The sequence below is a fragment of the Bacillus sp. 204(2023) genome, assembly GCF_037027505.1.
In the GTDB taxonomy this organism is placed as follows: domain Bacteria; phylum Bacillota; class Bacilli; order Bacillales; family Bacillaceae; genus Bacillus; species Bacillus subtilis.
The window spans coordinates 127,831-139,825 of the sequence record NZ_JAXCHE010000003.1 but is presented as its reverse complement, the minus strand read 5'-3'; the positions used below and the strand labels follow the sequence as shown (position 1 = coordinate 139,825).

General features: G+C 45.9%; 10 protein-coding genes. 3 read left to right on the top strand and 7 right to left on the bottom strand.

The annotated features are described in order from the left end of the window. Positions 1–25: 25 nt before the first annotated feature. A complete protein-coding gene (locus WA279_RS08030; RefSeq protein ID WP_003246402.1) occupies positions 26–1,459 on the bottom strand; it encodes a YfcC family protein in 1,434 nt (477 codons plus the stop codon). Positions 1,460–1,608: 149 nt separating this feature from the next. On the opposite strand from WA279_RS08030, the gene WA279_RS08025 reads away from it, so the two are divergent. Further along, on the top strand, positions 1,609–2,760 hold the full coding sequence (locus tag WA279_RS08025; RefSeq protein ID WP_336154963.1) for a M20 peptidase aminoacylase family protein: 1,152 nt from the start codon (positions 1,609–1,611) through the stop codon (positions 2,758–2,760). 37 nt (positions 2,761–2,797) lie between these two features. On the opposite strand, the gene opuAC is transcribed toward WA279_RS08025, so the two are convergent. Genes opuAC through opuAA form a run of 3 tightly spaced genes read right to left on the bottom strand, consistent with a single transcriptional unit; the run spans position 2,798 to position 5,785 of the window. Further along, complete coding sequence (gene opuAC, locus WA279_RS08020) at positions 2,798–3,679, bottom strand: glycine/proline betaine ABC transporter substrate-binding protein OpuAC (RefSeq protein ID WP_003246462.1); 882 nt, start codon at positions 3,677–3,679, stop codon at positions 2,798–2,800. After that, positions 3,679–4,527, bottom strand: coding sequence for a glycine/proline betaine ABC transporter permease subunit OpuAB (gene opuAB / locus WA279_RS08015; RefSeq protein ID WP_003234703.1), 849 nt, complete (start codon positions 4,525–4,527; stop codon positions 3,679–3,681). Before opuAB ends, opuAC begins: the two co-directional genes overlap by 1 nt. A 1-nt stretch (position 4,528) precedes the next feature. Continuing rightward, complete coding sequence (gene opuAA, locus WA279_RS08010; RefSeq protein ID WP_123373956.1) at positions 4,529–5,785, bottom strand: glycine/proline betaine ABC transporter ATP-binding protein OpuAA; 1,257 nt, start codon at positions 5,783–5,785, stop codon at positions 4,529–4,531. 289 nt (positions 5,786–6,074) lie between these two features. Between opuAA and WA279_RS08005 the strand changes: the two genes are divergently transcribed. Both WA279_RS08005 and WA279_RS08000 read left to right on the top strand, forming a co-directional pair. Further along, positions 6,075–6,377, top strand: a complete 303-nt coding sequence (locus WA279_RS08005) for an ArsR/SmtB family transcription factor (protein ID WP_010886398.1) — start codon at positions 6,075–6,077, stop codon at positions 6,375–6,377. 68 nt (positions 6,378–6,445) lie between these two features. Then, on the top strand, positions 6,446–7,618 hold the full coding sequence (locus tag WA279_RS08000; RefSeq protein WP_336154959.1) for an MFS transporter: 1,173 nt from the start codon (positions 6,446–6,448) through the stop codon (positions 7,616–7,618). 287 nt (positions 7,619–7,905) lie between these two features. Here the strand turns inward: WA279_RS08000 and niaP are convergent, their stop codons facing one another. The 3 genes from niaP to WA279_RS07985 form a co-directional block, all read right to left on the bottom strand. Beyond that, complete coding sequence (gene niaP / locus WA279_RS07995) at positions 7,906–9,108, bottom strand: niacin permease NiaP (RefSeq protein WP_015252880.1); 1,203 nt, start codon at positions 9,106–9,108, stop codon at positions 7,906–7,908. Between the two features lie 121 nt (positions 9,109–9,229). Next, positions 9,230–10,321, bottom strand: a complete 1,092-nt coding sequence (locus WA279_RS07990; protein ID WP_003234715.1) for a toxic anion resistance protein — start codon at positions 10,319–10,321, stop codon at positions 9,230–9,232. Between the two features lie 15 nt (positions 10,322–10,336). Then, positions 10,337–11,950, bottom strand: a complete 1,614-nt coding sequence (locus WA279_RS07985; RefSeq protein WP_064672035.1) for a YceG family protein — start codon at positions 11,948–11,950, stop codon at positions 10,337–10,339. Positions 11,951–11,995 lie beyond the last annotated feature (45 nt).

Genomic DNA, 11,995 nt, shown 5'->3' with positions numbered 1-11,995 from the left:
CGTACAAGCCGGCGGGCAGCAATCGTTAAAACGGCCCCCAATTGATCATGACGCCGATCACGATAAAGACAAGCCCGATCAAGAACCAAATCAGAGCAAGCGGCACCATAAACCGCAGCCACTTGACATACGGAATACCGCTGGCGGCAAGCACCGCCATGAGAACACCGGAAGTCGGGTTCACACAGTTGACGACCCCTTCTCCAAGCATAACTGCCTCCACCGCAACCTGTCTCGTAATTCCCATCAAATCAGCGAGCGGCGCCAGGATTGGAATAAATACAACGGCTTCGCCAGACCCTGAAGAGATGAGAAAATGAAGCAGCGCACTGGCGATATACATGCCGATTGCCCCGGCAATCGGGCTGAATCCGTCCAAAAGTGAAGCCAAAGCATTGACGACAGTATCGAGAAGCTTTCCATTTTCAAGGATAACGGAAATGCTTCGTGCCATCCCGACAATCAGCGCCCCGTATACAAGGCTTTGGCAGCCCGTAATGAAGGTTTTGGCAATATCGTTCGCCGCAAGCCCGCCTATTAAACCGGCAAGGACAGAAATAAAAATAAATGTCGCAGCCATTTGGGAATCTGACCAGCCAAGCTTCAAAGCGCCGTATAAAAATCCGACAAGTGAGAGTCCCGCCACAGCCAAAATCAGCTTATGGCGAACGGTAAACGGCACTGACTGATCTTCTTCTTTACCGGCTTCGCCCATTCCTGCCGCAGGGAACCAATCTGTTCCTAACACACTGGCATCTTTTGATTTTTTTAATTTTCTCGTATACAAATAGATATAAATAATAGAAGACAGCAAAAAGCATATGTATATCACAACTCGCAGGCCGATTCCAGAAAAAAGAGGGAGCTCCGCGATTGATTGTGATAAACCGAGCGGTGATGGTGATAATATGGTGGAGTTAAATCCAGCGTAGCAGCCGATGTAAATAACAGCGGCTCCCGCGACTGCGTCCCATTTTAAGGATCGTGCCACAATGAGGCCGATGGGGATAAAACCGATAACTGAATTCACGACAATCCCGGTTGTTCCGAGAATGGAGAACAATGCGCCGACAATACAAATAAATAATAATTGCTTTGTGCGGAATTTGCTGATGACATTGTAAATCAGGCCATTGATGGCACCCGTTTTTTCTAGAATAGCAATGGTGCCGCCTGTGAATAAAATCAGAAAGATGATGGGTGCTGATCCAACCATTCCATCCTGTAGAGAAGTAAAAAAGCTGATCAAGCTGACCGGAGACTGTTCAATTGAATGATAGCTTCCTGGAACAGCGGTCGTGACATCCCCCTTTGTCACGCGGTCAAATTCACCTGCCGGCACAATATATGAAGCGATTGCGCAAATGAAAGCAATCATAAATAAGAGGACATAGGCGTCAGGCATTTTAAATGTCATACGTTTTTTCTTAGGCTGTGTTTCGGCTGCTGGCATACTCATATTTCGATCCATCCCCTCTGTTTGAAAATATTAATTATTCTGAAAAGTAGCAATATGTGCTATATTATATACAGCCTATCTTCCTGTTTCAATATAAATAAAGTAAAGAAGGTAAAAATTCATTCTGATAGAAGGAGGTATTTCTTACCATGCAAAAGCTTTCAGAAGACATGAAACAAACCATTATGGACATCTTCGAGCATCTGCACGCGAACCCTGAAGTCAGCTGGAAGGAATATGAGACAACTTCATTTTTGAAACAAAAGCTTGAGGATTTAGGGTGCCGGACGCGCACGTTTTCAGACTGCACCGGGGTTGTCGGTGAAATCGGCTCAGGCTCACCTGTTGTAGCGGTACGCGCTGATATTGACGCGCTGTGGCAGGAGGTTAACGGCACATTTCGCGCCAACCATTCCTGCGGACACGATTCACATATGACAATGGCATTGGGCACGTTAATGCTGCTCAAAAAACAACCTGAGCTTCCGAAGGGCACAATCCGTTTTATCTTTCAGCCGGCAGAAGAAAAAGGCGGCGGCGCCTTGAAAATGATAGAAGAAGGCGTGCTTGATGATATCGACTATTTGTATGGCGTTCACGTCCGTCCGATCCAGGAAACACAGAACGGCCGCTGCGCTCCGTCTATTCTGCACGGATCAAGCCAGCACATTGAGGGAACGATCATCGGGGAAGAGGCTCATGGCGCCCGTCCGCACCTCGGGAAAAACAGCATTGAAATTGCGGCATTTCTTGTACATAAGCTCGGACTCATTCATATTGACCCGCAAATCCCGCATACCGTCAAAATGACAAAACTTCAAGCCGGCGGTGAAAGCTCTAACATCATTCCAGGAAAAGCATCGTTCAGCCTTGATTTGCGCGCACAGACCAATGAAGCCATGGAGGTGTTAATCGCCGAAACAGAAAGAGCCTGTGAAGCGGCCGCCGCTGCATTCGGCGCAAAAATCGAGCTGCAAAAAGAACACAGCCTTCCTGCGGCAACACAAAACAAAGAAGCTGAAGCGATCATGGCAGAAGCCATTACAGATATCATCGGGGCTGAGCGGCTTGATGACCCGCTTGTCACTACCGGCGGAGAGGATTTCCATTTTTACGCCGTGAAGGTGCCGAATCTGAAAACAACGATGCTCGGACTAGGCTGCGGGCTCCAGCCGGGGCTCCATCATCCGCACATGACCTTTGACAGAAATGCGATGTTCAACGGCATTCACATTTTAGCGAATGCCGTATTAAAAACTTTTCAAAAGGCTGATTCACCCGCTGCCGCTTACGTAAAATAACGCAAAAAAAGCAGCCTGAGACAGGCTGCTTTTTTGATTACTTCTTCAAATCTTCAATTGAGTTGACATTTTTCATATATTGAGGAACAACAAGCCCCATCTTCACACCAGTCATACTGGTGCCAATATCATCATATTTGCCTTTATATTTAGCGGCGTATGCTTTATGGGTATTCGGCAGCCATGCGGAAAGGGAGGCATCCGCACTTCCCGTCGCAATTGCAGTCCACATCGGCCCAGCCTCTACCTGAGTAAGTGTTACCTCATAGCCCAAGTCTTCTAAGACTTTGCCTATGACGTTTGTACTTGCAATCTCACTGTCCCACGCCACATAGGCAAGGTTGATTTTGTCTCCCTTCACCTTTTGAACGCCTTTTGTCCATTCGGCAATCTGATCCTTGTGTTTATTGACGTACTCAGCAGCAACTTTGGCAGGTTTCTCGCCTTCTTCCACCTTGATCATGATTTCGCCCATTTCGTCCTGAGTCCATTTAAACTGGCTCAGAAGCTTTGCGGCATTCGGCTGCTCTTTGCTGAAGCCTTTGCGTGTGATCGTATGGATTTCCTCTGCGCTGCCATAAGATTGTTTCGGATCATCGAGATATTTCAGCTTATATCTGGAGAACATCCAGTGCGGTGTCCATCCTGTAATGATAATCGGTTTCTTACGGTCGTATGACTTTTTAAGCGTAGCGGTCATCGCAGCACTTGACGCTGAAATCAATGTCCAGTCATTCAGGTCATAATCCTTCATCGCTTTGTCAGTCAGGGACATAATCCCTGAACCGGGGTCAATCCCGATGATGGTCTTATTCACTTGTTCTGCTGCGGATGCATTTTCATCGTTTTCTGAACCGCAAGCCGCAAGTGAGAGCGCCAGCATGGCGGAAACGCCGATGCCGATGATTTTTTTAAGCATCAGGCATTCCCCCTGCTTTTCTTCTTCACTTTAATATTTTGAGTAATACGGTCCAGGGTAATGGCAACGATAACGATGGCGATACCGGCCTCTACTCCGACCCCGGTTTTCAGCTGTGTAACGGCACTGTATACTTCAGAACCAAGTCCCGGTGCACCGACCATTGCGGCGATAACAACCATTGATAACGCAAGCATGATGCTCTGGTTAATTCCGGCCAAAATCGTTTTTGTCGCAAGCGGAAGCTGAACTTTAAACAAACGCTGAGCTGTTGTAGAACCGAATGCCTCAGTCGCTTCAATCAGATCCGCCGGCACTTGTTTAATACCGAGAACAGTCATGCGGATTGTCGGCGGCATCGCGAAGATAACAGATGCAACAACACCCGGCACAACACCGATGTTAAAGAAGAAAATCGCCGGCAATAGATATACGAAAGCAGGCATTGTCTGCATTAAATCAAGAATTGGCGTTACAATACGGCGAACCGTTTCTTTCTGAGACGCCCAAATTCCGATCGGAACCCCGACCACAATCGAAATAATCACAGATGTCAAAACAAGCGCCAATGTTTGCAGCATTGGGTCCCAATATCCTAAATAATCGATCAGGAGGAATCCAATCAACGTAAATAACGCAATTCCCCTTGTACTGATCCACCACGCAAGTGCGGCGAAAATAATCGTTAACAAAATAGATGGAATAAATCCAAGACCGGTGACAATTCCATTTACAAAAGCGGCCAATCCGTTTGCAATTCCGTCGAAGAATCCGCCAAACGTCATCGTAATCCAGTCAACAAAACGGTCAATGATATCTGCTAAAGGTATTCTAGGCAGTCTATCCATCTTATTTCACCTCCTGTGCAGAAGGATCTTGTGTTTGTTCGTTAGTGCCTTCAGCATTGATATACTCGTTATTGCCGGCAAGTGCGCCAATCAGCGCGCCTCTTACGACAATTCCTTTCATTCTTTGCTTCTCATCCACAACCGCAATTGGAATATTCGCATCGGACACAACGTCAAAAATCTCAGTCAGATACGTATTCTCTGGTACAGTCGTAAATTCTGTATTCAAGATGTCTTGAAGTGACAAATCAGACTCAGCCGCTTTTTTCGCATCAGACGCATAGATAACACCTAACAATTTCTTTTGTTTATCCACTGCGTAAATCGAAGAAATTCCAAGGTTTTTCATCAGCGTCAATGCTACGCGAGGCCCTTTATCAATCCGCACTGTTTCAGCGCGTTTCATAATGTGGCCTGCTGTGAGGACTTTAGATAAATCAACATCCTCGACGAATTTTGCAACATATTCGTTAGATGGATTCATCAGGATTTCTTCAGGCGTGCCAATCTGAACGATGTTACCGTCCTTCATTAGGACAATTCTGTCGCCGATCCGCAACGCTTCATCCAAGTCGTGCGTAATAAAGATAATTGTTTTTCCAACATTATCGTGAAGATCAAGGAGCTCATCCTGCATATCTTTACGAATCAATGGATCAAGCGCACTGAACGCTTCGTCCATCAGAAGGATGTCAGGATCATTTGTCAACGCGCGGGCAAGGCCGACACGCTGCTGCATCCCGCCGGAGAGCTGGTCTGGATATTGATGTTCAAATCCTTCGAGCCCGACGAGCTTAAGAGACTCAAGCGCTTTTTGCTGCCGCTCTTGTTTGTCTACGCCTTGAAGCTCCAGTCCGTATTCTGTGTTTTCAAGTATCGTTCTGTGCGGGAACAGAGCGAACTTTTGGAAGACCATGCTGATTTTTTTCCGGCGGACTTCCCGGAGCTGGTCTTTTGACATATTTGTTATCATGTCACCATCAATGTAAATACTTCCGGCAGTCGGTTCAATAAGCCGGTTTAACATCCGTACTAAAGTTGATTTACCGCTCCCTGATAGACCCATGATGACAAATATCTCACCATCATATACTTCAAAATCTGCCTGATTAACCCCAACGGTTGATCCGGTTGCTTTCAGGATCTCTTTTTTTGTCTTTCCGTTGGCAAGCATTTGAACTGCCTTCTTTGTTTGTTTCCCAAAAATCTTAGAGACTTTCTCGACTTTTATCTTAATTGGTTTCTCATCTACACTCATATTTTCCCTCCATATTAAGCAATCTTTATTACCGTAACATTTATGTAACTTCCCACACAAACAGCATATTCTCTTTTATTCTGTACCATTTCTTTATAAACATCCATGTGACCACATGATCTTATTTATGCTTCTAAATGCTCTGTAATCCTCCTATATGATTGTATTTTTCGGGTGATTTTTCTCCTATCTTTAGTTGAAAACGCTTTTATTGGAATTGACTTCCTCCTTCCTCTTATGACTTCCTGCTCCTTTACTGGAAAAATAAGTTGCTTTTCCAACACCCATTATGTATTATAGTTTCATGACTATGAAACAATCAGATGATCAAATCAGAGCGCAAATTTTTAAAGCACTGTCTGATGAATCAAGGCTTGCCATTATTCGTACGCTTTATGTCAGCGGAAAAGAACTCAGCTGCGGTGAAGTAGGTGAAAAGTGCAATATTGTCAAAACCACGGCATCTTATCATTTTAAAACGCTGCGTGAAGCGGGATTGACGGCAACCAGGAAAGATTCGCGGACAAAATACGTCAGTCTGCGTGAAGACACATTTCAAACATACCTGCCTGGCTTTTTGGAAACCCTCTAACAAAGGGTTTTCTCTATACATATCTGTTTCATAGTTTTAAAGTTATAAAACAATAGGAGTGATAAAATTTGAATCGCATTTGGCTTTTCTTCAGTGTCATGTTTGTCATTGGCACGGATACCTTTTTGCTTTCGCCGCTTCTCCCCCTTTTACAGAATCAGTTTCATGTCTCTACTGATTTGTCAGGCTGGATGGTCAGTGCTTATGCACTCGGTTATGCGCTCTTTGCTTTCATTGCAGGCCCAATCTCAGACCGGCTGAACAGGAAAACAGTCATGCTGTGGGGACTTGCAGGCTTTATCGTATCCACGTTTTTATGCGGCATCGCTCCCTCTTTTGCCGCCATGTGCCTGTTCCGTTTTGCCGCAGGCGTTAGCGCTGCGTTTGTGACGCCTCAAATTTGGGCGTCCATCCCAGTCATTGTCCGGCCTTCTCAGATCATAAAAGGCATGGGGATTGCGACAGCAGGTTTGGCCGCTTCACAAATGCTCGGACTTCCTATTGGAGGGTTTCTCGCTTCCTTTACATGGCATACGCCATTTTTCGTTTTGTCAGCGTGCTCGCTTATTCTACTATTGATCCTGGCGGCGGTCATGCCTGATATCCGGCCTTCTGAACCATTGGCGCGCCCATCAATAGTCAACCCCTATCGGGAGCTTTTTTCATTGCCGAAAACATCGGTTATTCTGCTTGCCTATTTTCTGTTTCAAACCGGAAACTTCGCTTCGTTCAGCTTTCTGGGTACTTGGCTTTCCGCGGATTATCATTTAACCGTGTCACAAATTGGCGCAGCTATGCTTGTACTCGGACTGGGAAATATGCTCGGGAGCCTTATCGGCAGCCGGGTTTCAGAAAAGCTGGGCATGTTTAAAACACTGATCAGCGGGATGCTGCTAATGGGCGCTCTCTATTTCGCTCTTCCGTTCTTTCCAAACTTGTTTTTAGTAGAAGCCAGCTTTTTTCTCACGTTCTTTACAGCTGGCATCATCTTTCCGTTAATGATGGGTGTCTTTCAATCCATTGCACCAAATGCACGAGGAACCATCGCTTCCCTTTCCAATGCCGCTATGTATGCCGGAACCACTGTCGGTACAAGTATTGCAGGTTTTTTATATCAAAGCACACAGCATTTCGGAGCTGTTACAGGATTTACTGCCATTCTGTTCATACTTTCTATGACGCTCTACCAGACAATTAGTAAAACCGGGAAACGCCAATCCGCAGCCCGGGCGCAGATGTAAAAAAAAGCACCTCATTCAAGAGGTGCTTCAGATTGTTGACAAAATCCTAAAACGGTTTTCATTTTAGGATTTTGTCATCTTTTCAGCGTGATTGAAAACCCTTGAAGTCTAGGAAGGACGAGCATAGGAGCGGACATTCACAGGATGTGATGACGACGGCGTTTAGGCAGGACGCCTGAGAATTTAGCCGTTGATCCACTTCGCATTGAGCACCGAAGCGCAGTCCTGACAACGAATACGAGGGTTTGTCGACACGCTGAAAGCACCTCTTTTAAGAGGTGCTTTTCCTATTCTAGCTCAGTTTGTTTCGTTTCTTTCCCCATAATCAAAATACAAGCAACCGCGAGTAAGATTGCAATGCAAAAGATTGAAAAGATGACCGAAAACGAAATATGACGGGCTGCCAGGGTTCCGACGAGCAAAGGCCCGAAGATGCCGCCGATTCTTCCAAACGCTGCTGTCGTTCCTGAACCTGTTGCTCGAATCGCAGTCGGGTATTGCTCCGGGGTATAAGCATACAGCACGCCCCACGCACCGAGATTGAAAAACGATAACAGCATTCCAGCCGTAAGCAGAAGACTTAAGGAATCCGCTGTTCCGAAGAAATAGGCGCTTCCTGCTGTACCAATCAAGTAAATGACAAGTATCCACTTCCGGCCCGCTTTTTCAATCAGCCATGCGGCAGAGAAATAGCCCGGTAGCTGAGCAAGCGTCATCAGCAGGACATATTCAAAGCTTTGAATCATGCTGAAGCCTTTCAGCAGCATGACACTCGGGAGCCATAGGAACATGCCGTAATAAGAAAACACCACACAGAACCAAACGATCGACAGCATCACCGTCGGCCGTATATACTGTCTTGCCCAGACGCTTTTTACATTCTCCCACACCGACCTCTTTTTGGCAGAAAGCGATTCATATTTCGGCGAATCAGGCAGACTTGTCCGCAGGTACAGCGCATAAAAAGCAGTCAGCGCAGTTAACAGAAGGGCAGCCTGCCAGCCGAAGCTTGGTATCACAAAGTAAGAAATCAAGGCCGCTGCGAGCCAGCCCACGGCCCAAAAGCTTTCCAAAAGCACAATCACTCTGCCCCGCTTTTCAGGCACAACCGCTTCCGAAACGAGTGTTGAAGCGACTGGAAGCTCGCCGCCAAGTCCCATACCAATCACGAAACGAAGGATTAGAAATGCCGATAAGCTCGTCACAAAAGCGGAAATGCCGCTTCCGATGGAAAAGCATAAAAGGGTGATGATAAACACTTTTTTGCGGCCGATTCGATCAGCAAGCAAACCAAACAAAAACGCACCCGCAGCCATGCCGATGGAATTGACGCTTCCAATCCATTTCATTTCTTCGGGCGACAGATTCCACTCTACATGGAGCGCGGCGATAATAAACGATAATATTCCGACATCCATTGCATCAAACAGCCACCCCAAACCGGCGACGCCCAGCAGTTTACGCTGGGATATAGGCTGTTGTTTTCCCATTGCCAACACCTCTGATATGCAAAATGATTACCGTTTAAGTTTACACCTGTCTTTACACATTGTCATTAACTAAATGATGTAATTGAAAAACCCCGCTTATGTTCCACAAGCGGGGTTTTTATTATTGCTGCAATGCTGCTTTTTTAATATTGTCCTGAAGCTGTGCAATTCGTCTCGCGCCGTCTTCGCGGAGGCGTTTGTTTTCTTCCTCGATTTGTTTTGTTTCCTGCATGCCGCTGACAATCGTGTTCCAAGACGATTCAATCGTTTCAATATCTATGCTCGGTCTGCCGGCCATTCTGGCAATTTCAACACTTTGGCTCGAGATATTTTCAGCATTTCGTTTCAGCATCTCGTTTGTCCGGCGGTCAAGCTCGCTCATGGAATCAGCCACAAGCTTTTGCCGCTTTACCGTAACAGCCTGAATAATGCCGTTTTTGAAAATCGGAATGGTAATGATAAACGCGGAGTTGATTTTCCCGATCAGCTTTGCATTTCCTCGCTGCAGGAGACGGATTTGAGGTGCGGTTTGAAGCGCCACCATCCGTGCCATGTCCAGATCATACACCCGTTCCTCAAGCGCCTGAATGCCGTTGCGCAACGTATCGAGCTGCATTTGCGCCAGCTGGTTCCCGCTTGCCGCTTTTTCCTCATATGAAGGAAGGATCGACTGCATCTCTTCCAGTTTCATCTGCCCGGCAACGACGTATTTTTCAAGCTCCATATAGTATTTGATATTGTTTTCATACATTTCATCGAGCGTGTAGTTCGTCTTCGTCATCTCATCTTTGTATTTTGAAATCTCAACGTGGATTTTTTCAATCTCTCCGCCAAGTGTCTGATACTTTTTAAAGATTTTTTCAATCATGCTGCCGCCGCGTTTGAAAATTTTCGCCATTAATCCCTTTGGCTCATCAAAATCATTTTTGTCGAAGCGGTCCATGATTTTCCCAAGCTGAGTCAGCATTGTGCCGGAGTCTGTCACGCTTGTTGTTTTCATCATCCCTAAGATGCGGTCAGAGAACTTGGATATTTCAACGGCCGGCTCCTTGCCGTACTCAAGCAGCTCCATTTGGTTTTTGACGTCAATTTGTTGAGCAAGCCGCTTCACTTCTGGTTCCTGACGGAGCTGAAGACGGATATCGTCAGCTTTTTGCTGGGAAATCTCTTCATTTTTATCGAGAACAAGCGGATTTTGATTTTCTGTTGTCATGCTTTTCTTCTCTCCTTATTTTTGGGTAATGGTTCTGAAGAGCCTTTTCACAAGCGAAGGCTCTTTGTAGTCCTGCTGAAACACCATGTCATCCAGCCAGTGGATATCATACTGATCCTCTTCAATAAACTGCTCAATATCCTGGTGTCCGGGCGGATTATAAATGATGATATCGATTCCGATTTCATTCAGGAACAGCAGGGCGGCAGCATCCGAACGCGTGAGTCCGCCGCTCATTTCCGTATGATATAAAACGAGTTTCGGAACGGTTTGCGCATAGTCGAACATTTGAATCAATTTCAGCAGATTAGCAGGCAGGTTTGTTGTTTGTTTAAACAAATAGATTTGAACATCCTTGACTTGTTCCTGATGCAAAGCTTTAAGCCGCGGGTGCCTGCACATTCTCGAAATCGTTTTTGCAATGGCAGTCTGAACGCCCGCCGGCAGCTGTTTGTACTGCCACACATTGCTTGCCATCAGCTTGTCCGGATCAATGTTCCCTTCTTGATCAAGTGCGTGGCTGTAGTGAAATTGATAGTTCGACTTTATTTCTTCTGTAAATGGAAAGCTTCTGACCATTTCTGTTTCCTGATAATCCGCTAGAGTATGAAGCCTGTTCCAATATTCCTTATTGTCTTTCGACACGCCCATAATTTTGGCGAATACATTCGGAATCTCAATGGAATGTTTATCAGCTTTGAAATTCGGCCGAATAAAGGCGCGTTCTTTCGTGATTAAAAACAATTCATCATAGGTCGTTTTCAGCGTAACGGACACCGGTGTGTGATCTCTGAACTGCCACGGCTTATACAGCATGGATTCCTCGTGATTCAGCACATGTTCAATTTCCTTTGTTGAGCGGTAAGCCACTGTTGATTTCCGGTCTGGTTTTTCTTTCGGAAACGGCTGAAGCTCCGAAACATCCGGGAGCTTTTCCGTAAAACTGAGCTCCTGCTTCGGGTCGACAAGCGCCAGCTGATCGGTTCCCGCCGGATGGAACAGTAGTACATCACAGCCGACTAGCATCAGATAATATAAGAAATAGAGCTGGCTTTTCGTCGCATCTCCATACCAAACAACCTTCGGCATCTCCCGCTCTATATCGGTTTTTTCCAGCCAAGGATTCAGATGGTTTAAGGAAAACTTCGAGACATCAAGCAGCACTCTGCGAAAATCAGGATGATTCAGCCCCTTTTCATGACTGTCCGCAAAGGTATGTAAAAGCGTCATCAGCGCTTTTCTTAAATGGCGGTGCATCAGGGGATTTGAGTGCTTCGCAATCAGCTTTTCCCCGTCCAGAAAGGCAACAAAGCGGCTGACTGACAGCCCTTTTTCTTTCTGATTGATGGAATGAATATGCTGAAGCTTTTGAAATGTTTCCGGTTCGATTGTTTTATCGAGCGTTTCACTCAAAATCGTTATGCGGTCGTTTACAGACAGCTCATACAGCTCATTATAGTAGTCCGTCTCATCAATAGGCGTGCCCAATATCTGTCCGGCAAGACGAGAAAAAGAAAGGCCTTGTGCAGTTTCATAGTGATCCCGCTCCGGCAATGGCTGAAACAGCAGGCTTTTCCAATCCCCATCAGCCGGAAGTGCTTTATGAATGGTTAGTTCTTCTTGTCTCATCATATCCTCCTTTCCGGTTTGTCATTGAACGATATTTCGGTAACA

What these genes read in the sequence shown, in the direction of transcription:
- WA279_RS08030 (WP_003246402.1), bottom strand. Translation starts at nt 1,459, where the DNA reads ATGAGTATGCCAGCAGCCGAAACACAGCCTAAGAAAAAACGTATGACA.
- WA279_RS08025 (WP_336154963.1), top strand. Translation starts at nt 1,609, where the DNA reads ATGCAAAAGCTTTCAGAAGACATGAAACAAACCATTATGGACATCTTC.
- opuAC (WP_003246462.1), bottom strand. Translation starts at nt 3,679, where the DNA reads ATGCTTAAAAAAATCATCGGCATCGGCGTTTCCGCCATGCTGGCGCTC.
- opuAB (WP_003234703.1), bottom strand. Translation starts at nt 4,527, where the DNA reads ATGGATAGACTGCCTAGAATACCTTTAGCAGATATCATTGACCGTTTT.
- opuAA (WP_123373956.1), bottom strand. Translation starts at nt 5,785, where the DNA reads ATGAGTGTAGATGAGAAACCAATTAAGATAAAAGTCGAGAAAGTCTCT.
- WA279_RS08005 (WP_010886398.1), top strand. Translation starts at nt 6,075, where the DNA reads ATGTATTATAGTTTCATGACTATGAAACAATCAGATGATCAAATCAGA.
- niaP (WP_015252880.1), bottom strand. Translation starts at nt 9,108, where the DNA reads ATGGGAAAACAACAGCCTATATCCCAGCGTAAACTGCTGGGCGTCGCC.
- WA279_RS07990 (WP_003234715.1), bottom strand. Translation starts at nt 10,321, where the DNA reads ATGACAACAGAAAATCAAAATCCGCTTGTTCTCGATAAAAATGAAGAG.
- WA279_RS07985 (WP_064672035.1), bottom strand. Translation starts at nt 11,950, where the DNA reads ATGAGACAAGAAGAACTAACCATTCATAAAGCACTTCCGGCTGATGGG.